This is a genomic window from Streptomyces sp. NBC_00400 (genome assembly GCF_036048035.1).
Classification (GTDB): Bacteria; Actinomycetota; Actinomycetes; order Streptomycetales; family Streptomycetaceae; genus Streptomyces.
Genome location: NZ_CP107940.1, coordinates 6873894 through 6898884 on the forward strand (window position 1 = coordinate 6873894; position 24991 = coordinate 6898884).

Sequence of the window (24991 nt, forward strand, 5' to 3'; positions counted from 1 at the left end):
CAACGCCTGCTGGGGAGTGCGACGAGCCCCCTGGGGGACCACCGGACCGGCTAAGGGGACCATCGGCATGATCCGAACCTGGGCGCCGGGCGCAGGCGGCGCCGCAGCGGCGGCCGTCCGGCGCGCCTTCGTCTTCGTTCTGCCCGGCCTGTGGGTGTTCGGTGTGGTGGCCTGGGAGCTGTGCCGTCCGACCAGTGGCCGGCTGCTGCAGCTGCTCGCGGCCGCACCTGCCATCGCCTGTGCGGGCACCGGCCGCCGCCGGTGTGTGCTGCTCGGCGGGGTGTGCGCGCTGATCGCGCTGGTGCCGTTCGGTGCGGTGGAGCCCGGAGCCGGGGCGGGTACGCGCGTGATGACCTGCGGTGCGATCCTCGCCGTGATCGGCGCCAGCTATCTGACGGCCGGGCGGCGGCTGCGGCTGGTGCGGGAGCTGGAGCGCACCCGGGAGGTCGCCGTCGCCGCGCAGCGAGTGGTGCTGCGGCCACTGCCCCGGCGGGTCGACGGGGTGCTGCTGGCGGCCGACCACCTCTCCGCGAGCGAAGGGGCCATGGTCGGCGGGGATCTGTACGAGGTCGTGGGGACCCGGCACGGGGTGCGGGCGGTGATCGGGGACGTGCGCGGGCACGGCCTGGAGGCGATAGGCACGGTCGCCGCGATGCTCGGCAGCTTCCGCGAAGTGGCGCACGACGAACTCGAACTGGGCGGCGTGCTGCGGAGGTTGGAGCGGACGCACCAGCGGCACCTGCGGGAACGGGCGCTCGTGGAGCGGCCGGCGGCCGGTGACGGGGGCCCGGTGAGCGGGTTCGCCGAGGAGTTCGTGACCCTGCTGCTTCTGGAGGTGGCACGGGACGGCTCCGTCACGGCGCTGAACTGCGGGCATCCCTGGCCGTACCGGGTCGCCTGCCGGGCGGTCGCCCCGGTTGCGCCGGCCGAGCCGATGCCGCCGCTGGGGCTGTTCCCGCTGCCCGAGGAGCTGTCCGCGGTGCGGTGCGGGCAGCTGCGGCCGGGGGAGGGGCTGTTCCTGCACACCGACGGGGCGGCCGACGCGCGGGATGCGGCGGGAGAGTTCTTTCCGCTGGCCCAGGAGCTGCGCAGCAGTGTCGAGGCCGCCGCGGCGCCGTGCGGGCCCTCGCCGTCGGGGGTGGTCGGGGACGTGCGGGAGGCGCTGCTGCGGCATGCGGACGGGCGCCTCACCGATGACGTGGCGCTGGTGATGCTGAGCAATGACCGGGTGCGGGTGCCGTCCCGGCGGGCCCGCACCACGCCTCCCGGCGCCCGCCTTACGCGGTGATCTGCCGACTGTTCAGCGGAGGGAAGGCGACGCCGGTCAGTTCCTCGGACGCCTGCCACAGACGGCCGGCGCTCTCGGTGTCGCAGGCCGCGGCCGTCCTGCCGACCATTGCCGGCGCGCCGGGCATCTCGCCGAGGCCGTCGGGGCCGAGGTAGGAGGCGCCGGGCAGGTCCTGGGTGGCGGCGTAGAGCGTGGGGAGCGCACCGGCCCTGTTGTCCTGTGCGATCACACGGTTGCCCACCCGCATCACCACGCGCCGCACCGCGCTGACGTCGGCGCCCTGGAGGTTGGTGGCGGCCCAGCCCGGGTGCGCGGCGAGGGCGCGCACCGGCGACCCCGCGGCGGTGAGACGGCGCTGAAGTTCCAGGGTGAACAGCAGGTTGGCCAGCTTGGACTGGCTGTAGGCGGTGATGGGGCGGTACTCGCCCGTCAGGTTCAGGTTGTCGAAGTGGATGCGGCTGCCGGGCATCCGGTGGGCTCCGGAGGCCACCGTCACCACACGGTCGGTGACGTACGGCAGCAGCAGGTTGGTCAGGGCGAAGTGTCCGAGGTGGTTGGTGCCGAACTGCATCTCGAAGCCGTCCTTGGTGCGGGACTCCGGGAGGTTCATGACGCCGGCGTTGTTGATCAGCAGATCGACCGGGTCGTGCCAGGCGGCGGCGAAGGCGCGCACGGAGGCGAGGTCGGCCAGGTCGAGGCGGCGGACCTCGACGCTGCCCCGGGCGCCCCGCACGGTGCCGGCGGCGGCCTCACCGCGGGCGGTGTCCCGTACGGCGAGGACGACATGGGCACCCGCCCGGGCGAGGGCGTCGACGGTGGCGATGCCGAGTCCGCTGTTGGCGCCGGTCACCACGGCGGTGCGGCCGGTCTGGTCAGGGATGTCGGTGGCGTTCCATGTGCGGGTGTGAGTCATGAGCCCCGGGCGGCGGCGGGCGAGACCTTCGCCGACCGGCTCGGCGGGTTCGTCCGCGCCTATGTGGACTTCGCCGTCGCCAACGCCGAGCTGCTTGACCTCATGTACACGGTCAAGCACGATCCGGCGGCGTCCGAAGCGCTGATCACGGCCGCGCAGCGGCTGGGCGCGATGGCGGCGGAGCTGGTCGCGGAAGGGCAGCGCAGCGGTGAGGTGCGGGAGGGGCCCGTCGACGACATCGGCATGCCGGTGTTCACCACCCTGCACGGCTTCGCCAGCTTCGCGGTAGCAGCGTGCTCTCCGCCGACCAGGTCGAGTCCGGCCTCGATGCGGTCATTGCGTACATGGTGCGGGGCTGCGCGCCGAGTTGAGGGGCCGGCGGCCTTCACACCCGGCGGCCTTCACACCCGGCGCCCTTCACACCCCGTGTGAGGGGCGCTTCACTACGCTCGACGGACACAGTGGTGAAGTCGACAAGGCCATGAGCTGATGGTCCGTGGGCGGGCCCGGCTCACCGGGAGGCCGGTATGGAGCCCAACACCCTGCTCGACGCGATCCTCGACGAGGCCGGCATCTCGCATGCCGGGCTCGCCGCGCGGATCAACCGGCTCGGCCGCTGCCGTGGCCTGGCGCTGCGGTACGAACACACCGCGGTGGCCCGGTGGTTGAAGGGCCAACGGCCGCGCGGGCAGGTACCGGACCTCATCTGCGAAATCCTCGGCGAACGGCTGCACCGGCCGGTCGGGCTCGATGACATCGGGCTCAGCGGTCCGGGGGCGGGGCGTGCCGCCGGCACCCCGCTCTCCGGTTTCGTCGAGCGGGCCACCGCGCTGTGGCGGTCCGACGAGCAGCAACGGCCGCACATCCTCGACGCCCCGGCGCTCACCGGCACCTCCGCGGTCATCCCCGTATGGGAGTGGGAGAACCCGCCCGAGGACTCCGATGTCTCGCGCGACGGGCTGACCCGGGTCGGCATGGCCGACATCGAGATGCTGCGCGCTGCGCGGACGCACTACGAGACGATGTACCGGAAGGCGGGTGGTGTCGCTACCAGAGCACGCATCGTGGGATTCCTCAACGCCGAGGCGGCGCCGCTGCTGCGGGGCAGCTACAGCGATGCGACGGGGCGTCAGCTCCACCGGGCGACCGGCGGACTGGTCGCGGTCGCCGGCATCTGTGCGTACGACTCGGACGCTCTCGGGCTGGCCCAGCGCTACTTCCATCAGGCGCTGCGGCTGGCCAAGGCCAGCGGGGACCGCGGCCTCGGTGCGTATGTCATCGCGCTGCTGGTCAACCAGTCCCTCTTCGTGAGGGAGTACCGCCAGGCGGTCGCCTTCGCGGAGGCGGCGCTGCGGGCCGCGGGCCCGCAGATCACCCCGGCGCTCTCCGCGGACCTCTACGCGATGCAGGCCAAGGCCTACGCCCGGCTCGGCGACGGCGCCGGTGCGCTGTCGTGCATCCGGCGTGCGGAGGCGGCCGCGGAGCGCATCCGGCCCGGACAGGAGCCGGCCGAGACGGGCTATGTCCAGCCCGGCCTGGTGAACGTACAAGTGGCGGAGGCGCTGCTCAGCCTCGGTGACCTGCGGGCCGCCCGGGAGCAGGCGGACGCCGCCGTCGACACCCCCGCACACGACCGCGGCCGGGTCCACCGGCTGGCCATGCTCACCCATATCGAGCTGCGTCAAGGCGATGCGGACCGGGCCGTGGCCAATGCCGCGCAGATGACGGAGCAGGCTCGGGGCATGGAGTCGCAACGGCTGCGGGACCGGCTGCGGGCGGTGCGCGAGCATCTGGCGGAGACCGGGAGCTCCGCGACGGACGAGGCTGCCGATCTCATCGACGAGGTGCTGCGCGTTCCGCTGTGACCGGGCTCGTGTCACCTTGCCGGCTCCTCAGCGGAAGGTGGCAGTTACGTGCGTTGGAACAATCTCAGCGAAAAGCCCGTCTATGCGAATCCGTGGTTCCGGGTCAATCTGGCCGATGTGGAACTGCCCGACGGCCGTCACCTGGATCACTATCTGATCCGGATGCGGCCCGTCGCCGTGGCCACGGTGGTCAACGAGGCCAACGAGGTGCTGCTGCTGTGGCGGCACCGGTTCATCACCGACACCTGGGGCTGGGAGCTGGCCGCCGGTGTCGTCGAGGACGGTGAGGACATCGCGGCGGCGGCCGCCCGGGAGATGGAGGAGGAGACCGGGTGGCGCCCGGGGCCCCTCCACCACCTCCTCACGGTGGAACCCTCCAACGGCCTCACCGACGCCCGGCATCACGTCTACTGGTCCGAGGAGGGCGAGTACACCGGCCTGCCCCAGGACGGTTTCGAGTCCGAGCGGCGGGAGTGGGTGTCGTTGAAGCTGGTGCCCGACATGGTGGCACGGGGGGAGGTGCCGGCCGCGGGCATGGCCGCCGCGCTGCTGATGCTGCATCACCTCCGCCTGGGCTGAGGTGACCCGGCCGGTGACCGCGGCCGGCGGTCACCGGCCGATCGTCTGCCACAGCGTGACCATCAGCGCCGCGAGCCCCGTGAGCGCGGCGAGGGACGGCAGTGGCCAGCGGGTGTGCTCCATGCGTGCGACGCGGGCCTGCACATCGTCCGCGTCCCGCGCCTGCTGCTCGGAGCGCTGGGCGAGCAGGGCGAGTTGGCCGTCGACCCGGGCGGTGCGGACGTCCAGGAGACGCCTCAGCTCGGCTAAGTCGGCGGTGACGAGATCGGGTTCGGGGTGGGCGGTCACGGTCCGCTCCTCATTCCTTCGGTCAGCGACTTCGTGGTCCGTACGGGCCTCAGTCAACTGCGCTGCGGTGAAGGGCGGGAGCGTGTGCGGCGGGGATATGCGGGTCTGCGGTTCACACCCCGTGTGAGGTGACGGGGGGTGACGGCGCGCCCGCCTTCGCACGGGGTGTGAAACACGCACCCCGACCCACCCGTTTCACACGCTCCCGCTCGCGCCCGCACGGGAGTTGACTCGGAGCTGCCACGGGGGCCGATGCCGGCGGACGGGCGCCCGCCGGCCCGGAGTCCGCCCGTCGGCATTTCCCCCGAGCGGCGGGCGGACAGCCACCCTCACGTGCGGCTCCGGCTACGTGATGCCCTGGGCACGGGCGTTGGCCGCAGCTGCCGGCCGGAAAGACCCTCTCCGAGGCAGCTCGCGAGCTGTTCGCCGTTGCCCTTCGCCGCGGTCGTTCCTCGCCCCGCACCCGGTCGCGGTGCCGACGGCGTCGGTACCCGGTCGGCTTGGCGGTGCCGGCGCTTCGTATTCTCGCGGTGCGGGAAACCGGAAGCTGACCACCTTCAGAGGCGAACGCCCCTGTCGGGACAGCGGGTTGCCCTGGTGACGGGCGGGGGAACGGGGATCGGCGCCGCCACCGCCCAACTGCTGGGCACTTGCCGGGCACCAGGTCGTGATCTCCGGGCGGCGGCCTGAGCCACTGCGCCGGGTGGCGGAGGAGACCGGAGCGCTGGCCCACCCTTCCGACGCCGCCGATCCCGAGGCCGTGCGTGAGCTCGTCGAGACGACGGTGACGGCCTACGGGAGGCTCGACGGTGTGGTGCTCAATGCCGGAATCGGGCGGGGCGGCGCGGTCGGCGACACCGCGGTCGAGGACTGGGAAGAGCTGATACGGACCAGCTACCGGCTGAACCCCGCCAGGAGCCAACCCGGCGTCTGCCAAGAGGGGAGAGAGTCTAGCCCTGCCAATGGTGTTGCCCCACGGAAACTAACTTGGCGTATCGGCCACCTCCTGGCGGGGGTTTGCGGCCGCCGTGGCAGTGCGCCGGGCGGACGTCAGAGCCGGCAGACAGAGGGCTGACAGGGCGGCCAGGAACGCCTGGTAGAGGGCCACCGGCCACAGCGAGCCGTGCCCCACCGTGACCAGGGCCTGGGCCAGGGCCGGCGCCGTGCCCCCGAACACCACACCAGCCAACTGCTGGGCCAAGGAGATCGCGGTGTAGCGCACACGGACCGGGAAGGCATCGACGAGCAGGGCGGCGACCACCGCGTAGACGACGGCGCTGGCGGACTCCAACGCGCACACCCCCAGCGCGATCCGGAGCAGCGAACCGCTCCCCAACGCCAGGACGGTGAGCGGAATGGCGAGCAAGTACATAGCCAGCCCCAGGGCGCAGATCCTTGCGGCCCCCAAGCGTTGGGCGGCTATTGCAGCGACGGGCTGGAGCAGGAACCGGGCGACAGCCGCGCACAACACCACGCCCAGCACCTTCTCCCGGGGAAAGCCGATGTGCACGGTCGCCCAGGACAGCACGAAGGTGCCGGCCAGATACGTCCCGGCAACCGGAACGGCGCAGGCCCCGACGCACACCGCCATCTTCGGGAAGTGTCGCTGCAAGGTGTCGCGCACCGGGGCGGGCGCCACCCGCCCCTGCGCCGACAGTCCCTCGAACTCCGGGGATTCGGGCACCTTCAGCCGTATGACCAGGCCGACGGCCATGAGGACGGTGGAGAGCAGGAAGGGGACCCGCCAGCCCCAGGCCAGGAATTCGCCGTCGCCCAGTCGCGAGAACGGGATGAAGACCGCGCTGGTCAGGATTGAAGCCAGCGGGGTCCCTTGCTGCACCATGGCCGTCAGGATCACCCGCCGTCCCTGCGGCGCGTGTTCACCGGCCAGCAGTACTGCGCCGCCCCACTCGCCGCCCACTGCGATCCCTTGGACGAGCCGCAGGACGCACAGCAGCACCGGAGCGGTGATCCCCGCCTCGTCGTAACTAGGCAGCAGACCGATGCCCGTGGTAGCCGCCCCCATCAGCAGAAGCGTCCCCACCAGACTGCGTTTTCGTCCTAGCCGGTCCCCTAAATGGCCGAATAGCGCTGCACCGACAGGGCGGCCCAGAAAGCCGACCCAGAACGTCGCGAACGATGCCAGCAGACCGGTGGCCTGCTGTGCTCCGGGAAAGAACAACTCTGGGAAGACCAGGCTGGATGCAGTGGAGAAGACGAAGAAGTCGTACCACTCGACTGTGGTTCCCACCAGGCCGGCGAGTCCCGCCTTGTGGGCGGCGGACAGTCGGGGGCGTCCAGTAGGCGTGCGCGGGGGCCGGCGCATCTTGCTCCAAGAGATCACTATGAGGGACGGGTCGTTCGTAACGGAACCAACTGATCAGCAGTGTGCGGACGCGAAGAGCAGTGCAACAGCGCGGCCGTAGTGCCTGGCATGATTCCGAACTGCCTTTTTCCGCGGATGACTTGACGGTATAGCGTCCGCTCCGTAGTGCCCGGGGCCGTCTCGGGTCGCACGACCCCCGTGTCCCGGGATACGGCCCGCACCTGGCGCCGGAGATCTGTTCCTGGCAGGGGTCCGGGCACTGCTTCCTGCGGGCCGGCGCCGGCCGCGTCCCCCAGATGTCCCGGGCGCGATCCTGGTCGCCCTGGGTAGGGGCCTGGTCGTGTACGGCGTGACGAGGGCAGTGAAGGCCGGCTGGGGCCGCACAGGTTTTGATCTCGCTGGTGTTGGCCGTGATCGGGCCGGCGGGCTTCGTCGTGTGGGAGAAGGGGCGTACGGAGCCGCTGCTTCCGAGTCCGGGGGCGGCTTCGAGGTTCAGCAGCAGGCGCGCGCCGTCGAGGCTGCCGAGGCTGATCAGGCCCGGGTAGGGGGCGGCAGTGCCGGTGTCTGTTTCGTGCACCGGGATGTGGGCTCGTTGGATGCGCCAGGTCGTCTCGTTCTGACCGAGCTGCCATGGCGCTGGGGGCTTACCTACGGGATGGGCGAGCTGGATGCTGAGATCGCTGTCGGTGAGCCAGGAGACGTAGACGGTCGGCAGGGGGCGCGATGCGACGGTCAAGGCGGACGGACGCCAGTGCCCTCAGGGCATGGTCGAGATCGCGTACGGCTTGCGGGCCGGCCCGACGAGGCCGGGATGTAGCGGCTGCCGTCCTCCTCGACGACGGTGTAGAGGCCGGTCTGCCCCTCCGCGTGGGTGAACAGGAGGAGCGGGCCTGGGTGAACAGGAGGAGCGGGGCGTCGCGGAAGGCTGGGCGCGCAGAGCGTCGGTGACCGGGGGAAAGGCGTGCGCGGGGCCGGCCGGGGTGGTCACAGCGACTGGCTCCACCGGTCTTCGAAGGCGATCTGCTCGGCGACAGTGGCCAGCGTCTCGCGGGGTGCGGAGTGGAATGTCTGGATGCGATCGGCACCGGTGGGGCGAAGCCCGGGCCTGAGCAGGTAGACGAGGAAACCCCCCATCTCACGGCACATCCCGGAGGGCCAGGTGTCGCGACGCGAGCCGTTGACACCCAGGAGCCAACCCTGGGGTTCGATCTGCTCGCGGATGCGGGTGAGCGCCTCGAAGCAGTCATCCGCTCTGCCGGTGACATGCCCCCAAGGGCCGTCGGCGATCACGGTGAAATCGTAGTTGTCGCCCTCCCAGCACAGGACGGCGTCGGCCTGCTGGTCGCTGTTGAAGGCGAGGACTTCGAAACGGTCCGGGACCTGGTAGCCACTCATCGGGTCGATCCTAGTTGGCCAGCCAGTTGGCATCGGCGGCCTTGGTGGTGCCCACAAAGGCCGATGCCTGGTTGCCCTCTAGATGGCCATAAAGGCCTGCGTTGGACGAGTCGCGTGGATGGAAACCCTGGTCGAAGATCTCCTGGGTGGCGAGAGCCACCCGGGGCGGGCCGGCCGTCGGCGCTGTTCCGGAGTGAACTCGCCCTGGAACAGCGCCACTTGGCGGTGCCGTCGCGTCCCTCAGTACGCGTAGAACCCCGACCCCGACTTCCGGCCCATCCGGCCCGCGTCGACCATCCGCGCGAGCAGCGGGGGAGCGGCGTACAGCGGCTCCTTGTACTCCTCGTACATGGAGGCGGCTACCGAGGACACGGTGTCCAGGCCGATCAGATCGGCCAGCTTGAGCGGGCCCATCGGGTGGGCGCAGCCCATCTCCATGCCGTTGTCGATGTCCTCGCGGCTGGCGATGCCCGACTCGAACATCCGGATCGCGGAGAGCAGATACGGGATGAGCAGGGCGTTGACCACGAAACCCGAGCGGTCCTGGGCGCGGATCGCATGCTTGCCCAGCACGTCCTGCACCAGGGACTCGGCGCGCTTGATGGTCTCCTCACCGGTGGTCAGGGCGGGGATCAGCTCGACGAGCTTCTGCACCGGAGCCGGGTTGAAGAAGTGGATTCCGATGACCTGGTCGGGCCGGGAGGTGGCGACCGCCAGCTTCACCAGCGGGATCGACGAGGTGTTGGACGCCAAAATGGCGTCCGGCCGGGTGATCACCTGGTCGAGGACCTGGAAGATCTCGGTCTTGACCTGCTCGTTCTCCACCACGGCCTCGATGACGAGATCGCGGTCGGCGAACTCACCGAGGTCGGTGGTGAAGCTGAGCCGGTCGAGCGTCGCGTCGCGCTCCGCGGCAGTGATCTTGCCGCGCTCGGCTGCTTTGCCGAGAGAGTTGGTCAAACGGGTACGACCCAGCTCCAGAGCTTCGCCGGTCGTCTCCGCGACCATGACGTCCAGCCCGGCGCGGGCGCAGACCTCGGCGATGCCGGCGCCCATCTGGCCGCAACCGACCACTCCGACGCGTTCGATGTCGGTCACATCGTGCCTTTCGCTGATCTTCAGGACCGGCGATACGCCGTTACGCCGTAAGGGTCCGGCGGCCGCCTCGGCCCCGACGTTACTCCGCGCGGTGCCGCGCCAAGGGCGCCGGGGCGGGCATTGTGAACCCTCAGGATGGGACGAACCGGACAACCTGGGGAATTCTTGATGAGGCATATCACACGCAGAGGGTTTGCGGTGGCCGCGCTGGGCGCGGCCTCTTCGCTGCTCACCACGGGGGCGGCGGCGCCCGCGGACGGCCCGCCGCGGCGCGAGATGCGCGGCATGTGGCTGGCGACCGTGGCCAACCTGGACTGGCCCTCCAGCACGAAGCTCCGGCCCGCCGCGCAACAGCGCGAACTGCGCGCCCACTTCGACACGGCCGTCGCCCGCAAGCTGAACACGGTGTTCTTCCAGGTGCGGCCCACCGCGGATGCCCTGTGGCCCTCCCCGTACGAGCCCTGGGCGCAGTGCCTGACCGGGCAGCAGGGCCGTGACCCGGGATGGGACCCGCTCGACTTCGCGGTCCGCGAGGCCCACCGGCGCAATCTCGAACTCCACGCCTGGTTCAACCCGTACCGGGTCGCCAACCACACCGACCCCGGCAGGCTCACGGCGGACCACCCCGCCCGCCGGCACCCCGACTGGGTCCTGCCCTACGGCGGAAAGCTCTACTACAACCCCGGCCTGCCGGAGGTGCGCGGCTTCGTCCAGGACGCGATGTTCGACGCGGTGCGGCGCTACGACATCGACGGGGTGCACTTCGACGACTACTTCTATCCGTATCCGGTCGCGGGGCAGCACTTCGACGACGATGCGGCGTTCGACGAGTTCGGCAGCGGCTTCCGGAGCCGGGCGGCCTGGCGCCGGGACAACATCGACCGGCTGGTCTCCGAGACGGCGGCCAGGCTCCGGGACGGGAACGGGCGGGCCGGGCGCCGGGTGCGGTTCGGCGTCAGTCCGTTCGCGGTCTGGCGCAATCGCGCCACCGACCCGCAGGGCTCCCGCACCCAGGCCGGGGTGCAGACCTATGACGACCTGTACGCCGACACCCGCCGCTGGGTGCGCGAGGGGTGGCTCGACTACCTCGTGCCCCAGGTCTACTGGCCCCTCGGCTTCAGCGCCGCCGACTACGCCGAACTCGTGCCCTGGTGGGCGCGGACCGTCAACGGCACCGGGGTGGACCTCTACATCGGCGAGGCCCTTTACAAGGCGGGCGACGCACAGCCCCCCGCCTGGAAGGACCCGGCCGAACTCTCCCGCCACCTCACCTTCGCCCGCGGCTATCCGCAGGTGGGTGGCCATGTCTACTTCTCGGCGAAGGAGGTGGCCAAGGACCGGGCGGGTGCCATGGCGAGGGTCGTGCGTGACCACTACGCCGCCGCGGCGCGGTCGTAGCGGCGGTCCGCGCCGACCGGGAGGGTCTGCGCGGACCGCGGCGTGTGAGGCGATTCCGGTGCCGGGCCGGAGCGGTGTCCGCCGGCCGGTGCCGGTGCCTACCGGCCGGTGTTGATGTCGGTGGCCTTGCCGTGCCGGACGACCGAGTCGGGGCCGGGAGACATGATCGCCTCATGTCCGTCCTCGGCGCGGACGCGGTAGGGCGGATCGCCGTTCGGGCCCAGTACTTCGACGATTTCGACGACCTTGTCGTGATGCCCGACGGTCCTGCCGTGCACCACCAGCCGGTCGCCCCTGTTTGCGTGCATCAGGGTCCTCCCCGCCTCGGGGCGGCCGTGTGACCCGCGGGCCGACAGTGCGACGACCGACGGTTGAACGGCCAACGATTTCCACGGTGTACGGGTCTGACGATGACCCGGACGGCGGTACCTGCCGTCGCGGCAAGTTTACGTCCGCGGGCCGCGGCCGCACCCCGGAAAGTACGGGTTCATCCCTTTCGGTGGCCCGGTGGCCCGGTGGCCCGGTGGCCCGGTGGCCCGGTGGCCCGGTGGCCCGGTGGCCCGGTGGCCCGGGTGTGCACCGGGGTGCCCCGCGGTCATCCACGGGTCCGCTGGGTGACCGCGATGCACGCCAGGACCGCGAACGCCGCAGCGGGGGCGGCCGGCGGCAGCTGTTCGCCCAGCAGCAGCACGGACCAGAGCAGGGTCAGCAGCGGCTGGGCGAGCTGCAGCTGGCTCGCTTTGGAGATGCCGATCGCGGCCATCCCGCGGTACCAGGCGACCATCCCGAGGAACTGCGAGCCGAACGCCAGCCACAGCACTCCGCCGACCGAGTGCGCCGTGAGTCGCAGCGGTTCCGCGGACAGCGCCACCGCCGCGCCCGTCATCGTGACCGGAAGCGCCAGCACCAGCGCCCAGCCCATCACCTGCCAGCCCGGCATGTGGCGGGCGAGCCGGCCGCCTTCGGTGTAGCCGGCCGCGCACACCAGCAGCGATCCGAACAGCAGCAGATCCCCGCGGCCCGGCGCCCCGCCGCTCTGCTGCACCGCAAAGCCGATGACCACGACGGCGCCGACCAGCGAGGCGGTCCAGAACGTCCGGGAGGGCCGGGCGCCGGTCCGTACGGCCGAGAAGGCGGCCGTGGTCAGTGGCAGCAGGCCGACGACGACGGCCGCGTGCGAGGTGGTGGAGGTCTGCAGCGCGAGGGTGGTCAGCAGCGGGAAGCCGAGGACCACGCCGCCCGTGACGACCGCGATGCCCGACCAGTGCCGCCGCTCGGGAAGGCGCACCCGGAACACGGCCAGCGCGCCGCCGGCCAGCACGGTGGCCAGCACACTGCGCAGCATCACGACCGTCCACGGCCCCATGCCCTCCAGCGCCCAGGCGGTCGCGGGGAAGGTGAGCGAGAAGGCGGCGACGCCCAGCGCGGCGAGCAGCGCGCCCCGGCCGGCGGCCCCGCCCGCGGCCTCCGGGATCTCCGGGGCTTTTGCCGGCCGCCGGTTCTCCGGAGCGGCGGTGACCGGGGCGCCCGGAGTGCTGACCGCTATCGCCACCGTGCCGGTAGCGCTATCGTTGTCTCTCATGCAAGAGCGTAGCAGCGGCGCCGAACTGGCCGCGACCCTCCGGGCGGAGCTGAACCGCTACTCTCCAGGAGAGAAGCTGCCCTCAAGCCGTGCCCTCGTGGAGCGGCACCGCGTCAGTCCGGTCACCGTCTCCCGGGCGCTCGCCGAGCTGGCGGCGGAGGGCCTGGTCGTGACCCGGCCGGGCGCGGGGGCCTTCCGGGCCGAGCCGCGCGGCGAGGCGCCCCGGCCGATCGACACCTCCTGGCAGGAGATCGCACTGAGCGCCGAGCCGGCCGGCGACCAGGTGCCGCGCAGTGTCGACGCCTCGGGTGTGCTCGCCACGCTCGCCACCCCGGCCCCCGGCGTCATCGAACTCATCGGCGGCTATCTGCACCCCGATCTGCAGCCGGAGCGCGCCCTCGCCGCCGCGCTGGCCCGCGCCGGACGGCGGCCGGGCGTCTGGGGGCGCCCCACGGTCGGCGGGGTCGCGGAGCTGCGGGCCTGGTTCGCCCGCGAGATCGCCGGCCCCGGCGGCCCGCTGGCCGCCAGCGACGTCCTGATCACCGCGGGCGGCCAGAGCGCGCTGAACGCCGCCCTGCGTGCCCTCGCCGCCCCCGGCGCCCCGGTGCTCGTCGAGTCCCCGACCTACCCGGGCATGCTGGCCGTGGCCCGCGCCTCCGGACTGCGGCCGGTGCCCGTACCGGTGGATTCCGACGGGGTCCGTACGGACCTGCTCGCGGACGCCTTCCGGGCCAGCGGCGCGCGGCTGTTCGTCTGCCAGCCGCTGTTCCAGAACCCGACCGGCGCGGTGCTGGCCGACGACCGGCGGCGCGAGGTGCTGCGGGTGGCCCGCGCGGCGGGCGCCTTTGTCGTCGAGGACGACTTCGCACGGCTGCTGGTCCACGGCGACGCCCCCGCGCTGCCGCCGACCCTGATGGCGGACGACCGGGACGGCACGGTCGTCCATGTCCGCTCGCTCACCAAGGCCACCTCGCCCAACCTGCGGGTGGGCGCCCTGGCCGCCCACGGCCCGGTCCTCGACCGGCTGCGCGCCATCCAGGTCGTCGACAGCTTCTTCGTGCCGGGCCCGCTCCAGGAAACCGCCCTGGAACTCGTCGGCTCGCCCGCCTGGCCGCGCCATCTGCGGCTGGTCTCCGGCGAGTTGACCGTCCGCCGCACTGCCCTGACCGCAGCCCTGCACCGGTACCTGCCGGCCCTCGCCGGGCCGGGCGGCGGGCACGGAGCGGCGTACGGCCACGGCTCCGGGCCGGGCGGCCTCTACGTCCCGGCGGGCGGCTACCACCTCTGGCTGCGGCTGCCGGACGGCACCGACGAGGCGGCGCTGACCGGTGCGGCGCTGCGGGCGGGCGTCGCGGTCGCGGCCGGCCGGCCGTACTTCGCCGCCGAGCCGCCGGCCGCGCATCTGCGGCTGAGCTTCGCGGCCGCGTCCGGCACCGCCGAGATCACGGAAGGCGTCCGCAGGCTCCGCACGGCGTGCGAGGAGCTGGGGGTCCCGGCGGGCTGAACGGGCGAGGGCGGGGGAGGGGGCGTCGGCTCCCCCCCGCCGCAAGTACAGCGGGTCGCCGGAATCCTCCCCGCAAGTACAGCGGGTCGCCGGAACCCTCCCCGCAAGTACGGCGGGGCGGCCCGAATCCTCCCCGCCGGTAACGACTCGACGCCGCCCCGCCCTTCTGCGAACCTCCCGGCATGAACGATCACGCCCTGGACGGCTACGAGATCTCCACCGACCCGGCGCGCCTGGACGCCGGTCTGGTCCATCACTGGCTGTCCGCCGACGCCTACTGGGCCGTGGGCCGGTCCCGGGAGCTGCACGACCGCGCCGTCGCGGGCTCGCTCAACTTCGGTCTGTACGAGACCGGTTCCGGCCGCCAGGCAGGTTACGCCCGGGTGGTCACCGACCACGCCACCTTCGCCTGGCTCTGCGACGTCTACATCTGCCGCGACGACCGCGGCAAGGGCCTGGGAACCGCCCTGGTGGAGGCCATCGCCGACCATATGGCGCCCTGCGGTCCGAGCCGCCTGACGCTGGCCACCAAGGACGCCCACGGCGTGTACGAAAAGGTCGGCTTCCGCCCCCTGGTCTCCCCGGAACAGTGGATGACCCTCGGGCTGATCGATCCGGGTCCTGTCGAGATCTGATCAACCAGGGCCGTTCCGGCGTTACTGCTCGTACCATCGCCGGATGAGCGTCCGACTCAAGCTGCTCGCCGCCGGCCGCAGTTCCTCGCTGCTCGGAACGCGGTTCGGCGACGACCGCCCGCTCGACGCCGCGGGATGGCACGAGGCCGAGCGGGCCGCGCCCGTCCTGTGCCGGCTCGCCGCCGCCGAACTGCGCTACTGCTCGCCGTCGGCCCGCTGCCGGGACACCGGCGAAGCCCTCGGCCTGCGCCCGCTCCCGCAACCGGCGCTGCGCGACTGCGACATGGGGCGCTGGCACGGCCGCACGCTGGGCGAGGTGGCCACCGACGAACCGCACGCGGTGGAAACCTGGCTGGCCGACCCGCGCTCGGCACCGCACGGCGGGGAGTCCCTGCTGGCGTTCATCACCCGCATCGGCCGCTGGCTGGACACCCGGCCGGTCGAGGACGCCGACGGACTCCTCGCGGTCGCCGAGCCCGGTGTCGTCCGCGCCGCCCTGATCTACGCGCTGCAGGCGCCCCCGCACTCGTACTGGCGGATAGACGTCCAGCCGCTCTCGGTGACCACCCTCACCGGCCGGTCCGGCAAGAAGTGGGACCTCCAACTGGAGGCATGAGGCGGCCCCGCGCTACGACGCACCGCCCGCCGGGCCGCGGCGCAGCCGCACAGCGGTCAGCACCCCCTGGAACACGAGCGCGACCAGCCCGGCGCACGGGATCTGCCAGGCGAGGGCCCCGGTCGTGGCGAGCACACCGCAGGCCGCAACGGCGAGCAGGGTGGGCAGCGTCGAGGCCACGGCGATACGGGTACGGGTGCGGCGGTGCATGACGGGCTCCTTCAGGGGCGTGGGGCTGCAGGGTGTGGGCTTCACGGCGTGGGCTTCATGGCATGCGGCTTGCAGGGGTGTGGCGGGCCAGGGCGTGGTGCGCCAGGACGCGGTGCGGGGCGGGCGAGGAGGCGGCCCTGCCGTCAGGACCCGGCGGCGCGTGCCCGGTCCAGGTAAGCGGTGAGGTCCGGCCAACCGCCGTCCGGTGCCGTGCCGTCCCCGGACATGGCCACCGGGTCCTCACGCCACGCCGTCCGGACGGTGTCGGACACCGCCGTGTCACCGCCGGTGAACAGCGTGCTCAGCTCGTCCATCCGCACCACCAGCCGCCGCACCCGCGGATCGCCGGGCGCGACCCCTCCGGTGCGCAGGCGCTCCGCCCGGCGGTACAGCTCGGGCCACTCCACCTCCAGGAGGTAGTGCGCCGGGGAGCCGTGCGCGGTTGCGAGGGGCACAGCAGGCCGATGGTGTCCCAGTGGTGCAAGGTGCGTACGGTCAGTCCGCTCGCCTCGGCGAGGGCCCCGACCTTCCAGGTGGCGGCGTTCATGGAGCAACGATGCATCCTCACGCGGCGTGAGGTTCAAGTGCCGGGGGCAGCCCTCGGGCACCACCCGGAAAGCCCATCCGGCGCGTTCCGCCGTCCGGGGCGTACGCACCCTTGTGACCTGCGGGAAGAGGCGGCAGGCCGGTGTCTCCCGCGGAAGTTGGCCCTGCCGGGGCCCACCATCGAGGTGCGCGCCGCCGGGCCGGACGCTTCTCTCGGGTTATGCCCATACGTCAGATTCCTCTGTACGCGCTGGCGGCCGGCGCCCTGGCGGTGTCCGTCCTGCTCTTCGGCGACGACGGCGGTGCCGATGCCGCCGCCGGGGCCGCCGCCGGGACGGTGACCGGAGCCGCCGCCGAGGCGGGTTCCGTGCCGGACACCGCGGATGCGGTGGTCGTGCAGCCCGACCCGGTGGCACCGGGCGCCGCCTTCTCCGTCTCCGACGGCGGGCAGTGCTCAGGTGACACCGCGGAGGCCACCTTCGACGACGCGAACCTCCCCGCGCTGGAGCTTTCCGACCGGAGCGGGCGGCTCGGCGGCACCGCGATCCTGCCGGAGAGCACCACGCCCGGCTCCTACCGGGTCACCCTCACCTGCGGCGGCACCTCCCGGGCCCGGCAGAGCGCCCTGGACACCGGCCGGAGGGGCGACCAGGAAGACGGTGCGGAGGGCGGCGAAGGCCACGGCAGCGGACGCGGCGAGGAGTACGGGAAGCAGTCCGGCGACGGCCGGAAGACCCTCACCGGCACCATGACCGTCTCCGGCGGTGCCGACGAGGTCGTGCCCCAGGGCGGAGCGGACACCGGCCTCGGCGGCGCGGCCGGCACCGGCCGGGCGGCCACGACCGCGGGCGGACTGCTGTTGCTGGCCGCGGCCGGCTGGGGAGCTCTCGCCCGCCGGCGGCACCCCCGCGGCACCGGGAGCTGACGGCGGTGACCGCGGATCCACCACGGCGCGGCCCGGTCATCGGCCTCGTCACCGCCCTCACCACGGCCCTCACCCTGGCGGGCGTGTGCACGCTCGCCGCCGTCCACCTCCGCGCCCGCGACGCCACCAGCGAGGTCGACGACGGTACCCACACCGTGCTGCGCACCGAGATCGCCAGAACGCTCAGCGGCCAGCTCACCCTGCCCTTCCGCAACGGGCCCGATGCGGTGCACTGCTCCGGCGATCTCCGGCCCGTTCCCTATGACGAGGTGCGCTGTACGGCCCACTTCCCCTTCGGCCTGGACCGGCACCTGAGCGTCGAGGTCACCCAGGTCCGCCACAACAAGGTCACCTACCGGCGTCACGCCCTGCCGCGGTGAGCGGTCCCGGCCGCGCCGAGCGGTGCCCGGCACGGTGAGTGGTGCCGCCCGTGCGCTGAGCGGTGCCTCGCGCGCCGGCCCGGCGCCGGCCGCCGGAGCGGGCAACGACGCCCCGTGCCCTACGGTTTGAGGTCCAGGGCAGCGCGCCCCGACCCGTCCATCAGGAACGGCACCGAGCTGTGCGTATGCGTGATCTTCCAGGTGCCGTCGATCTTGCGGAGGCCGACGGTTGCCCGGCTCCACAGCTCCACCTCGAAGCCGTCCTTCTTCGTCCCGTGCATCCGGTTGATGCTGTGGCTGAAGGCGACCCCGTCGCCGACCGTGATCTCGACCTGGGTCAGCGACACCTCGATCGGTCCCTCCCAGGTCGCGTACCAGGCCTCTACGGCCCCTTGGTCCAGTGCCTGCGGCCCCGTGTACTGCAGCGGAGGAGCGAGACTGAAGTCCACCAGGTCCGGCGCGCAGGCGGCGAGGAACCGCCGCGCGTCCCGCTGTGCGGTCGCGGCCGCCCGGTCCTCCAGCAGTTCCCGGATCAGCGCCTCGTCGGCGCTGCGTGTGGTGTCGGTGGCCATGAGGACTCCTCCCGTCGGACGGCGCCGGAGCACCGTGGCGCACGGAATGTCCGTGCAACGGGTAGACGCCGCCGCGGACGGAAACTCATCGGCGGAGCCGCGCACCCGGCCGGAGGCGAGGAGGGAGGAGGGGGAGGGGGAGGGGAAAGAGGGGGAGGGGAAAGCGGTGCGTGGTCCTGGCCCTACGGCGCGAGCCGCAGCGCCGCAGGCCCCCGGGTCAGCCAGGCGTTCGCCGCCTCGACCCGGCCGCCCACCTGCAGCTTTGCGTAGGCGTGTTCCAGATGCTTGTCGACCGTGCGCGGGCTGATCGCCAGCCGGCGGGCGATCTGCTGGTTCGTCAGGCCGCGGGCGAGCAGGGTGAGTACGGCGGACTCGCGGCGGGTGACGGGGGACGGTGCGGGCGTGGGCGGGGCGAGCCGGTTGAGGACGCGGCTGAGCCGGGTGCGCAGCAGGGCCGCGGCCGCCACATCGTCGTCGGAGAAGTCGCTGCCGCTGCGGCTGATCGCCACACACACCTTCCGCGGCACACCGGCCGCGTAGCCCGCCGGAAACGACATCGCGAGCTGCTGCTCGGCGTTCAGCGGCCGGTAGACGTCGGCATAGGCGGCGAGGGCGTGGAAGGCGCCGGGGGTCTGCAGGGTGGAGCGGCGCATCGGGGTGCCGGGGCCGAGGGTGGTGTGGGTGACGAGGGAATCGGCCGCCGACTCGCGGGCGAACGCCTCCCGGATGTCCGGGGTCAGCAGACCGGCGGGCAGGGTGAGCGGCCGGTCGGCGGAGCCGGCGCGGGGCGACCAGATGATGCTGTCGCCGGGAACGGCACCGAGCAGCAACGGCAGCAGCGCCGGAACAAGGGTGTCCTCGTCGACGGCATCGATCAGGAGGTCCACGACGGCGAGAATGCGCCGCAGGCCGGCCTCCGCGGCCGCGCTCATACCTCCAGCGTGCCGAGGGGGCCCAGGCCAGTCAAACGCGTGCCGAGGGGGACAGGCCGATCACGCGCGGGCCATCCGGCTCACACGAGCCCCACCCGGCCGGCCGGGGGAAGACCGGCCGGGCGCGTCAGGCGGCTAGCGCCCGACGGCATAGACGCGGTTGACGAGGCTCTGTGCGGCCAGTCGCCAGTGATGGAGTCCGGCCTCGTCGGCGAGCTGCCGCATCACCTCCTCACCCGCGTGGTTTCCCAGTGCCTGCGGACCGTGCTGGGCCAGCGCGGACGGCAGACACACGGCAACCGAGCTTGCGGTCAGTGCCCGTCCGACGGGGTTGGCGTTCTCCTGGGCGTTGGCCGAGGCGTTCGGCTCGACGACCATGCAGGTGCCGCCGTCGGCCAGTGCCTGTTCGGCGTGGTGCAGTGCGCCGCCCGGGTCACCGGTGTCGTGCAGGCAGTCGAAGAACGTGATCAGGTCGAAGTCCTCGCCCGGGAAGTCCTGGGCGGTGGCGACCTGGAAGCTGACCCGGTCGTCCAGTCCCCGCTCGGCCGCGATGCCGCGGGCCGCTTCGATGGACGGACGGTGGAAGTCGAAGCCCTCGAAGCGCGACCGGGGGAAGGCCTGTGCCATGAGCGTCGTGGAGTAGCCGTAGCCGCATCCGACGTCGGCGACGCGCGCGCCGCGCTCCAGCTTCTCCACCACGCCGTCCAGCGCGGTCAGCCACTCCGGTACCAGCGCGGCCGAGTAACCGGGGCGGAAGAACTGCGCGGTGCCGGCGAACAGCGCGTTTCCGTGTTCCTCCCAGCCGACGCCCTCACCGGTGCGGAAGGCCTCCACGAGGATGTCCTCGGTGGCGTAGATCGCCTGCAGCACGGTGGAGAACCCCGCCGCGTACGTCGGCAGATCCGGGTCCGCCAGGACGGCGGCGTGCTCGTCGGGCAGCAGGTAGGTATCGGCGCCGGGCGCGTAACTGACGTATTCGCCGGCGACCTGGGCGGTCAGCCATTCGCGGACGTAGCGCTCGACCAGCCCCGTACGGGCGGCGAGTTGTGCGGAGGTGAGGGGGCCGGCGCCCGCCATGGCCCGGTACAGGCCGAGCCGGTCACCGAGCGAGGTGCACAGGCCGGCGACCGCGGCGCCGCTGTCGGCGATCACCCTCTCCAGGAACTCCTGCACCCGGGCCTCGTCCACCGCGGTGCCGGGGGTGACATCGGCGGAGGCCGTCATGTCTCTCATCTCTCACCTCCTCGTCCTCATCTCACTGCAGCAGGACGGCCGCCCTGCGCGCCATACGGGATTCGCCGTATACGGCGGGTGGTGACCCCGGACGACACCGGGCCGACACTGGGGGAGAGGAGGTGCACCATGCGCAAGAAGATCGACTGCCGGGATCAGCCCAGCGAGATGAACTGCACCCTCGTCATCGCCGGCGAGGAGGAAGAAGTGCTCCGCGCCGCCACCGAGCACGCGGTATCCGTCCACGGACACCAGGATGGCCCGGAGCTGCGGGAACAGATCAGGACGGCCATGAAGGACGAGGTTCCGCAGCACGCCTGAGGTGCGGGAGCGGGGCGCCTGAGGCGCGGCAGCGGTACGCCCTCCCGGCTGCGGGACGGCCGCCCGGTTCTGTCCGGATGCCGGCGCGCGGGGGCCGCGGGCGGCCCCCGCGGGCTACGACCGGCGCCGGGGCTTACCGCGCTTGGCGCCCCTCGCACCGCCGGAACCGCCGGAACCGCCGGAACCGCCCCGCGGACTCCTGCCGGACGGCTTCCCGGCCGATTTTCCGGCTGTCTTCCCGGCCGTCTTCCCGGCCGCGGGCTTCCGCCGCGCGCCGCCCGTCTCGCTGCGCTTGGCCTTCGGCTGCGCCGGGTCCGGGTCCGGACGGCGCCCGCGTGAGCTGTTGACGGTCCGCCCGCGGACGATCCCGATGAAGTCCTCCACCAGGTCGGTGGTCTCCTCCTGCGGCCACGACAGCGCGACCCGTGACGCCGGGGCGTCCGACACCGGCCGGTAGGTGAGATCCCTGCGGTGGTGCAGACGGGCGAGGGACTGCGGGACGACGAGGACTCCGACCCCTGCCGCCACCAGCTCCACGGCGTCCGCGGTCGTGGCCGGGCGCTCGTTCGCGGGCCGCCCCGGCCGGTGCTCCCAGTCGAGGGTGTCGTCGAGGGGGTGCAGCACGATCTCGTCGGCGAGATCCTCGGCGGACACCTCGTCGGCGGCCGTCACAAGGTGGTCCTTCGGGACCACGACGACGGTCGTCTCGGTGTAGAGGGGGATCGCGCTGAGGTCCGCCCGGTCCACCGGCAGCCGCACAAAACCCGCGTCGGCGTCGCCGCCCCGCAAGGCGTCGAACGCCTCCGCGGCGGACACCGCGACGAGGGTCAGGGGAACGTCGGGAAGCCGCTCGTTCCAGATCCGCACCCACTTCGTGGGCGTCACCCCCGGGACATACGCGAGACGGAACGAAGGGGATACTTCCGAGCCAGTCACGTGGACAGGCTACCGGTCGTGGTCGGAGGTAGCGCACACGATCGATACCCTGGACACCATGACGTCGCACCAGACCACCCAGACGATGAAGCCCGCAACCGCGGCGAAGAAGCTGGGTGTGTACCTCGAGGCCACCCCCGCCGAGTTCCAGGAGGGTGTCGTCTCGCGCACCGAGTTGAACGCCCTGCAGGCCGATCCGCCCCAGTGGCTGCAGGACCTGCGGCGCAACGGCCCGCACCCCCGGCCGGTGGTCGCGGCGAAGCTGGGCATCTCCATCTCGGGCCTCGCGCGGGGCGGCATCACCGAGCCCCTCACCACGGAGCAGATCGACGCGCTGAAGAAGGACAGCCCCGAGTGGCTGCAGAAGGAGCGCGCCACCCAGGCCGAGGTCCGCAAGGAAGCGGCCCGGATCAAGGAGAAGAACGCGGCCCGGGACGAGCAGCCCGGCCCGCCGCGTTCCTGATCCCGCTCCTGAACCCCCTCCTTCCTCGCCGGGCCGCCCCGGTCCCATGCCCGTAGGGGCAGCGGGGCGTGCTCAGGCGTCCGTCGGGGGAAGGAGGTGCGCCAGCCCCTCCGCACAGTCCTTGGCGGTCTCGGCCGAGCGCGGCAGCATGACGCTTTCGTACGCACGGACGGCATCGTCGACGCCGGGTTCGGCGACGAGGGCCCGGGCGAGTTCGGTGCCGTCCAGCATGGCGAGATTGGCACCCAGCCCGAGCGGTGGCATCAGGTGCGCGGCGTCGCCCAGCAGCGTGACACCGGGGACGTGCTCCCAGGTGTGCGGGACGGGCAGCGCGAAGACGGGCCGGTGGACGAAGTCGCCGTCGTTGTCCCGCAGCAGCGCGAGCAGGCGTTCGTCCCAGCCGTTGAACATCCCCAGCAGGTGCGCCCGCACGGCCGCCGTGTCACCGGGCTCCACACCCGCGGCCACCTGCCAGTCCGCCGGTCCGCGGAAGCCTGTGTAGACGCGGATGTGGCCGTTGCTGTTGCGCTGGGCGAACAGCACCTTGCTGTCGGCCATGGCCACCATGGTGCCGGCGCCGACCATCCGCGCAAGACCGGGATGACGGGTGTCGCAGTCGTCGAAGCCGGCCTCGACGAAGGTGACACCGGTATAGCCGGGTACGGCGTCCGACAGGGCCGGGCGCACCCGCGACCAGGCGCCGTCGGCGCCGATCACCAGGTCGAAGTCCTCGGTGGTGCCGTCGCTGAAGAGCAGGCGGCCGGTGCCGTCCCCGAGCGGGGTGACCGAGCTGACGGCACGGTCCCACCGCACGCTGCCCGGGGTGAGGGAATCCAGCAGCAGACCCCGCAGCTGACCGCGGTCGATCTCCGGTCTGTCCTCCTCGCCGTGGTCGTCCGGCGGGCCCTGCGCGGGCAGGACGGCGGCAGTGGCGGGATCGAGCAGGCGCCACTCCTGGCCTTCGGGACGGGAGAGGGCGCGGAAGTGGTCGAGCAGTCCCGCCGCGCGCAGGGCGGCCTGACCCGTCCCGGCGTGCATATCGAGAGAGCCGCCCTGCGCGCGGGCGCCGGCGGCGGCCTCCCGTTCCCAGACGGTGACGGAGCGACCGTGGCGCTGCAGGACGCGGGCGCAGACAAGGCCCCCCAGGCCGGCGCCGACGACGGCGATGCGGGGGTCACGCGTGGAGTTCATGGGGCTTGTCCCCTCGGACGTGGGTGATCCGCCGGGAGGTCCGGCACAACCAAGAAAGCACACTCACTAAATAAGTGCAATGAGTTAACTTTCGCAGTGGGTGCGCTTCGTGATGCCCTTCGGGATACGCTGCGACGGTGACCGAACCGACCGGGCGCCGTGAGCGCAAGAAGGCCCAAACCCGCAAGTCGCTGGCCGATGCCGCACTGGAGCTCTTCCTCGACCGCGGCTACGACCAGGTCTCCGTCAAGGAAGTCGCCGACGCCGCCGACGTATCGGTGACCACCTTGTTCAAGCACTTCCCCGGCAAGGAAGCGCTGGTTTTCGACGAGGAGGACGACATCGAGGCGGGGCTCGTCGCCGCCGTGCGGGAACGCGCCCCCGGACAGTCGATCCCGCAAGCGCTGCGTGAGCACATCCTGCGGACGCGGGACCTCGCCAAGGATCCGCGGTGCGCCCCGTTCCTGCGCATGGTCGAGGACACCCCGACGCTGCGCGACTACTCCCACCGCATGTGGATGCGCCACGAAGCGGCCGTGGCACAGGCCATCACCGAGGAGACCGGCGCCCCCGAGGGCGACGTCACCTGCGCCGCCCTCGCCCGTTTCGCGCTGGAGACCCGTGGGCTCATCCAGCGGCACGCCGACCCGCGACGCGCCGCCGAAGGAGCCTTCGCCCTGCTCGAACACGGCTGGACGGCCACCCACCCCGAGGACTGACCAGGGCTGACCAGGACTGGCCACCTCCTGGCGGGGCCAGAAGACCGGGAATCCCGGACGGGCCGGCGTCACACACGGAATACTCCGGCGTCACACACGAAATAACTGAGGCCCTTGAGCCGGAAGTTACTGGGGGTACACATGGAAGCCGGTCAGCCGAGCCGTACCGCGATGAGGACAGCGCACGCCCGTGCGCGCCACCAGGCCGATCCCCAGCGGGTCTTCACCGACCCGCTGGCGTCGAAGATCCTCCACCTCGACCTCGACCCCGACGCGTTGCTGCCGCCGTCCGACGACCCGGTCGCCCGGCACAACATCCGGTTCGTCGCCGCGCGCAGCCGCTTCGCCGAGGACTCGCTCGCCTCCGCCGTGACCGCCGGCACCCGGCAGGCCGTGGTCCTCGGCGCCGGCCTGGACACCTTCGCCTGCCGCAACCCCCACGCCGGCCTGACGGTGTTCGAGGTCGATCATCCGGACACCCAGGAGTGGAAGCGGCAGCAGATGGCCGCGGCCGGGATCGCCCTTCCGCCGTCGCTGGCCTTCGCCCCGATCGACTTCGAACGCGACACCCTCGCCGAGGCCTTGGACGCGGCCGGGCTGGACCGTACCCGGCCGGCGTTCTTCATCTGGCTCGGGGTCACGCCCTACCTGACCCGGGAGGCAGTCCTCGCCACACTGCGCTGCGTGGCCGGGCACACCGCGCCCGTCGAAGTGGTCTTCGACTACTACCTCGAACCGTCGCCGGCGATGGCGCCGGAGCTCCGCGCTGCGTACGAGGCGGCCACACGGCGGGTGGCGGAGTTCGGCGAACCCTGGCTCAGCCACTTCACCCCGGACGGTCTCGCCGATGAGCTGCGCGCGATGAAGCTGGACGACATCGAGGACTTCACGGGGCCGGAACTGCTCGCGCGATACCTGGGCGAAGCCACTCCTGATGCCGATGCCGATGCGTTCAGTGGTCATGTGCTCCGTGCCGGGCGCACCACCGCCCGATAGGCAGGCACCTCACCGGCCCGTAGGCACCCCACCGCCCGGCCAGCGCGTCATCCCGCAACCGAGCCATCTCCGCCCGGATC

28 protein-coding genes and 2 pseudogenes are annotated in these 24991 nt (G+C 72.4%); 15 read left to right on the top strand and 15 right to left on the bottom strand.

Annotated features, from left to right (window positions below; all coding sequences use genetic code 11):
- Positions 1-67 precede the first annotated feature (67 nt).
- Positions 68-1288 carry a PP2C family protein-serine/threonine phosphatase gene (locus OHS81_RS30055; RefSeq protein WP_328388395.1) on the top strand — a complete coding sequence of 407 codons (1221 nt, stop codon included), beginning with the start codon at positions 68-70 and terminating at the stop codon, positions 1286-1288.
- Here OHS81_RS30055 and OHS81_RS30060 read toward each other — a convergent pair.
- A complete protein-coding gene (locus tag OHS81_RS30060; protein ID WP_328388397.1) occupies positions 1278-2201 on the bottom strand; it encodes an oxidoreductase in 924 nt (307 codons plus the stop codon). The genes OHS81_RS30055 and OHS81_RS30060 overlap by 11 nt on opposite strands.
- Between OHS81_RS30060 and OHS81_RS30065 the strand changes: the two genes are divergently transcribed.
- From OHS81_RS30065 to OHS81_RS30075, 3 genes are all read left to right on the top strand, one after another.
- A complete protein-coding gene (locus tag OHS81_RS30065; protein WP_328388399.1) occupies positions 2193-2633 on the top strand; it encodes a TetR-like C-terminal domain-containing protein in 441 nt (146 codons plus the stop codon). The genes OHS81_RS30060 and OHS81_RS30065 overlap by 9 nt on opposite strands.
- Positions 2634-2728: 95 nt before the next feature.
- A complete protein-coding gene (locus OHS81_RS30070; RefSeq protein WP_328388401.1) occupies positions 2729-4066 on the top strand; it encodes a transcriptional regulator in 1338 nt (445 codons plus the stop codon).
- Between the two features lie 48 nt (positions 4067-4114).
- Complete coding sequence (locus OHS81_RS30075) at positions 4115-4645, top strand: NUDIX domain-containing protein (protein WP_129297251.1); 531 nt, start codon at positions 4115-4117, stop codon at positions 4643-4645.
- Positions 4646-4675: 30 nt separating this feature from the next.
- On the opposite strand, the gene OHS81_RS30080 is transcribed toward OHS81_RS30075, so the two are convergent.
- Positions 4676-4933 carry a hypothetical protein gene (locus OHS81_RS30080; RefSeq protein WP_328388406.1) on the bottom strand — a complete coding sequence of 86 codons (258 nt, stop codon included), beginning with the start codon at positions 4931-4933 and terminating at the stop codon, positions 4676-4678.
- Between the two features lie 573 nt (positions 4934-5506).
- Between OHS81_RS30080 and OHS81_RS30085 the strand changes: the two are divergent.
- Positions 5507-5828, top strand: a pseudogene (locus tag OHS81_RS30085) (SDR family NAD(P)-dependent oxidoreductase); the annotation flags it as partial.
- 87 nt (positions 5829-5915) lie between these two features.
- Here OHS81_RS30085 and OHS81_RS30090 read toward each other — a convergent pair.
- The 3 genes from OHS81_RS30090 to OHS81_RS30100 form a co-directional block, all read right to left on the bottom strand.
- Complete coding sequence (locus tag OHS81_RS30090) at positions 5916-7184, bottom strand: MFS transporter (RefSeq protein WP_328388408.1); 1269 nt, start codon at positions 7182-7184, stop codon at positions 5916-5918.
- Positions 7185-8243: 1059 nt separating this feature from the next.
- Entirely contained in the window at positions 8244-8654 is a 411-nt protein-coding gene (locus OHS81_RS30095) for a hypothetical protein (protein WP_328388410.1), read from the bottom strand.
- 240 nt (positions 8655-8894) lie between these two features.
- A complete protein-coding gene (locus OHS81_RS30100) occupies positions 8895-9752 on the bottom strand; it encodes a 3-hydroxybutyryl-CoA dehydrogenase (protein WP_328388412.1) in 858 nt (285 codons plus the stop codon).
- Between the two features lie 168 nt (positions 9753-9920).
- Between OHS81_RS30100 and OHS81_RS30105 the strand changes: the two genes are divergently transcribed.
- Positions 9921-11150: a glycoside hydrolase family 10 protein gene (locus tag OHS81_RS30105; RefSeq protein ID WP_328388414.1), complete on the top strand. Its 1230-nt coding sequence runs from the start codon at positions 9921-9923 to the stop codon at positions 11148-11150.
- Between the two features lie 98 nt (positions 11151-11248).
- Here the strand turns inward: OHS81_RS30105 and OHS81_RS30110 are convergent, their stop codons facing one another.
- A complete protein-coding gene (locus tag OHS81_RS30110) occupies positions 11249-11458 on the bottom strand; it encodes a DUF1918 domain-containing protein (protein ID WP_328388416.1) in 210 nt (69 codons plus the stop codon).
- 287 nt (positions 11459-11745) lie between these two features.
- Positions 11746-12732, bottom strand: coding sequence for a DMT family transporter (locus OHS81_RS30115; RefSeq protein ID WP_328388418.1), 987 nt, complete (start codon positions 12730-12732; stop codon positions 11746-11748).
- Between OHS81_RS30115 and OHS81_RS30120 the strand changes: the two genes are divergently transcribed.
- From OHS81_RS30120 to OHS81_RS30130, 3 genes are all read left to right on the top strand, one after another.
- Complete coding sequence (locus tag OHS81_RS30120; protein ID WP_328388420.1) at positions 12731-14236, top strand: aminotransferase-like domain-containing protein; 1506 nt, start codon at positions 12731-12733, stop codon at positions 14234-14236. The genes OHS81_RS30115 and OHS81_RS30120 overlap by 2 nt on opposite strands.
- Positions 14237-14418: 182 nt before the next feature.
- Entirely contained in the window at positions 14419-14871 is a 453-nt protein-coding gene (locus OHS81_RS30125) for a GNAT family N-acetyltransferase (protein WP_328388422.1), read from the top strand.
- Between the two features lie 43 nt (positions 14872-14914).
- Entirely contained in the window at positions 14915-15487 is a 573-nt protein-coding gene (locus tag OHS81_RS30130; RefSeq protein ID WP_328388424.1) for a histidine phosphatase family protein, read from the top strand.
- Between the two features lie 12 nt (positions 15488-15499).
- Here the strand turns inward: OHS81_RS30130 and OHS81_RS30135 are convergent, their stop codons facing one another.
- The 3 genes and pseudogenes from OHS81_RS30135 to OHS81_RS30145 form a co-directional block, all read right to left on the bottom strand.
- On the bottom strand, positions 15500-15697 hold the full coding sequence (locus tag OHS81_RS30135; protein ID WP_328388426.1) for a hypothetical protein: 198 nt from the start codon (positions 15695-15697) through the stop codon (positions 15500-15502).
- Positions 15698-15840: 143 nt separating this feature from the next.
- Positions 15841-16152: a hypothetical protein gene (locus OHS81_RS30140; protein ID WP_328391714.1), complete on the bottom strand. Its 312-nt coding sequence runs from the start codon at positions 16150-16152 to the stop codon at positions 15841-15843.
- A 20-nt stretch (positions 16153-16172) separates the two neighbouring features.
- A pseudogene (locus tag OHS81_RS30145) lies at positions 16173-16259 on the bottom strand (MerR family transcriptional regulator); the annotation flags it as partial.
- Between the two features lie 204 nt (positions 16260-16463).
- Between OHS81_RS30145 and OHS81_RS30150 the strand changes: the two are divergent.
- Positions 16464-17168 carry a hypothetical protein gene (locus OHS81_RS30150; RefSeq protein WP_328388428.1) on the top strand — a complete coding sequence of 235 codons (705 nt, stop codon included), beginning with the start codon at positions 16464-16466 and terminating at the stop codon, positions 17166-17168.
- 5 nt (positions 17169-17173) lie between these two features.
- Positions 17174-17548: a DUF4333 domain-containing protein gene (locus OHS81_RS30155; protein WP_328388430.1), complete on the top strand. Its 375-nt coding sequence runs from the start codon at positions 17174-17176 to the stop codon at positions 17546-17548.
- Positions 17549-17667: 119 nt separating this feature from the next.
- Here the strand turns inward: OHS81_RS30155 and OHS81_RS30160 are convergent, their stop codons facing one another.
- The 3 genes from OHS81_RS30160 to OHS81_RS30170 all read right to left on the bottom strand — a co-directional run bounded on the left by OHS81_RS30160 (position 17668) and on the right by OHS81_RS30170 (position 20276).
- On the bottom strand, positions 17668-18120 hold the full coding sequence (locus OHS81_RS30160; protein WP_328388432.1) for a YybH family protein: 453 nt from the start codon (positions 18118-18120) through the stop codon (positions 17668-17670).
- Between the two features lie 182 nt (positions 18121-18302).
- Positions 18303-19052, bottom strand: coding sequence for a helix-turn-helix transcriptional regulator (locus OHS81_RS30165; protein WP_328388434.1), 750 nt, complete (start codon positions 19050-19052; stop codon positions 18303-18305).
- A gap of 135 nt (positions 19053-19187) precedes the next feature.
- The gene (locus OHS81_RS30170) at positions 19188-20276 is read right to left on the bottom strand and encodes a class I SAM-dependent methyltransferase (protein ID WP_328391520.1); all 1089 of its coding nucleotides are present in this window, start codon (positions 20274-20276) and stop codon (positions 19188-19190) included.
- A gap of 138 nt (positions 20277-20414) precedes the next feature.
- Between OHS81_RS30170 and OHS81_RS30175 the strand changes: the two genes are divergently transcribed.
- Positions 20415-20606: a DUF1059 domain-containing protein gene (locus OHS81_RS30175; RefSeq protein WP_328388436.1), complete on the top strand. Its 192-nt coding sequence runs from the start codon at positions 20415-20417 to the stop codon at positions 20604-20606.
- Positions 20607-20720: 114 nt separating this feature from the next.
- On the opposite strand, the gene OHS81_RS30180 is transcribed toward OHS81_RS30175, so the two are convergent.
- A complete protein-coding gene (locus tag OHS81_RS30180) occupies positions 20721-21542 on the bottom strand; it encodes a LysR substrate-binding domain-containing protein (protein WP_328388438.1) in 822 nt (273 codons plus the stop codon).
- A 58-nt stretch (positions 21543-21600) separates the two neighbouring features.
- Here OHS81_RS30180 and OHS81_RS30185 point away from each other — a divergent pair, with 58 nt between their 5' ends.
- A complete protein-coding gene (locus OHS81_RS30185) occupies positions 21601-22005 on the top strand; it encodes a DUF5997 family protein (protein ID WP_328388440.1) in 405 nt (134 codons plus the stop codon).
- Between the two features lie 72 nt (positions 22006-22077).
- Here the strand turns inward: OHS81_RS30185 and OHS81_RS30190 are convergent, their stop codons facing one another.
- Positions 22078-23196 carry an FAD-dependent oxidoreductase gene (locus OHS81_RS30190; protein ID WP_328388442.1) on the bottom strand — a complete coding sequence of 373 codons (1119 nt, stop codon included), beginning with the start codon at positions 23194-23196 and terminating at the stop codon, positions 22078-22080.
- Between the two features lie 137 nt (positions 23197-23333).
- Between OHS81_RS30190 and OHS81_RS30195 the strand changes: the two genes are divergently transcribed.
- Both OHS81_RS30195 and OHS81_RS30200 read left to right on the top strand, forming a co-directional pair.
- Complete coding sequence (locus OHS81_RS30195; protein ID WP_328388444.1) at positions 23334-23915, top strand: TetR/AcrR family transcriptional regulator; 582 nt, start codon at positions 23334-23336, stop codon at positions 23913-23915.
- 171 nt (positions 23916-24086) lie between these two features.
- The gene (locus tag OHS81_RS30200) at positions 24087-24911 is read left to right on the top strand and encodes a class I SAM-dependent methyltransferase (RefSeq protein WP_328388446.1); all 825 of its coding nucleotides are present in this window, start codon (positions 24087-24089) and stop codon (positions 24909-24911) included.
- The last annotated feature ends 80 nt before the right edge of the window (positions 24912-24991 follow it).

Excerpts from the sequence above, each read along its gene's own strand:
- OHS81_RS30160 (WP_328388432.1), bottom strand. The coding sequence starts at position 18,120 with ATGGCCACCGACACCACACGCAGCGCCGACGAGGCGCTGATCCGGGAA.
- OHS81_RS30115 (WP_328388418.1), bottom strand. The coding sequence starts at position 12,732 with ATGAGAGACAACGATAGCGCTACCGGCACGGTGGCGATAGCGGTCAGC.
- OHS81_RS30150 (WP_328388428.1), top strand. The coding sequence starts at position 16,464 with ATGCCCATACGTCAGATTCCTCTGTACGCGCTGGCGGCCGGCGCCCTG.
- OHS81_RS30175 (WP_328388436.1), top strand. The coding sequence starts at position 20,415 with ATGCGCAAGAAGATCGACTGCCGGGATCAGCCCAGCGAGATGAACTGC.
- OHS81_RS30120 (WP_328388420.1), top strand. The coding sequence starts at position 12,731 with ATGCAAGAGCGTAGCAGCGGCGCCGAACTGGCCGCGACCCTCCGGGCG.
- OHS81_RS30060 (WP_328388397.1), bottom strand. The coding sequence starts at position 2,201 with ATGACTCACACCCGCACATGGAACGCCACCGACATCCCTGACCAGACC.
- OHS81_RS30055 (WP_328388395.1), top strand. The coding sequence starts at position 68 with ATGATCCGAACCTGGGCGCCGGGCGCAGGCGGCGCCGCAGCGGCGGCC.
- OHS81_RS30135 (WP_328388426.1), bottom strand. The coding sequence starts at position 15,697 with ATGCACCGCCGCACCCGTACCCGTATCGCCGTGGCCTCGACGCTGCCC.
- OHS81_RS30125 (WP_328388422.1), top strand. The coding sequence starts at position 14,419 with ATGAACGATCACGCCCTGGACGGCTACGAGATCTCCACCGACCCGGCG.
- OHS81_RS30105 (WP_328388414.1), top strand. The coding sequence starts at position 9,921 with ATGAGGCATATCACACGCAGAGGGTTTGCGGTGGCCGCGCTGGGCGCG.
- OHS81_RS30130 (WP_328388424.1), top strand. The coding sequence starts at position 14,915 with ATGAGCGTCCGACTCAAGCTGCTCGCCGCCGGCCGCAGTTCCTCGCTG.
- OHS81_RS30190 (WP_328388442.1), bottom strand. The coding sequence starts at position 23,196 with ATGAACTCCACGCGTGACCCCCGCATCGCCGTCGTCGGCGCCGGCCTG.
- OHS81_RS30170 (WP_328391520.1), bottom strand. The coding sequence starts at position 20,276 with ATGACGGCCTCCGCCGATGTCACCCCCGGCACCGCGGTGGACGAGGCC.
- OHS81_RS30165 (WP_328388434.1), bottom strand. The coding sequence starts at position 19,052 with ATGAGCGCGGCCGCGGAGGCCGGCCTGCGGCGCATTCTCGCCGTCGTG.
- OHS81_RS30185 (WP_328388440.1), top strand. The coding sequence starts at position 21,601 with ATGACGTCGCACCAGACCACCCAGACGATGAAGCCCGCAACCGCGGCG.
- OHS81_RS30110 (WP_328388416.1), bottom strand. The coding sequence starts at position 11,458 with ATGCACGCAAACAGGGGCGACCGGCTGGTGGTGCACGGCAGGACCGTC.
- OHS81_RS30095 (WP_328388410.1), bottom strand. The coding sequence starts at position 8,654 with ATGAGTGGCTACCAGGTCCCGGACCGTTTCGAAGTCCTCGCCTTCAAC.
- OHS81_RS30200 (WP_328388446.1), top strand. The coding sequence starts at position 24,087 with ATGAGGACAGCGCACGCCCGTGCGCGCCACCAGGCCGATCCCCAGCGG.
- OHS81_RS30070 (WP_328388401.1), top strand. The coding sequence starts at position 2,729 with ATGGAGCCCAACACCCTGCTCGACGCGATCCTCGACGAGGCCGGCATC.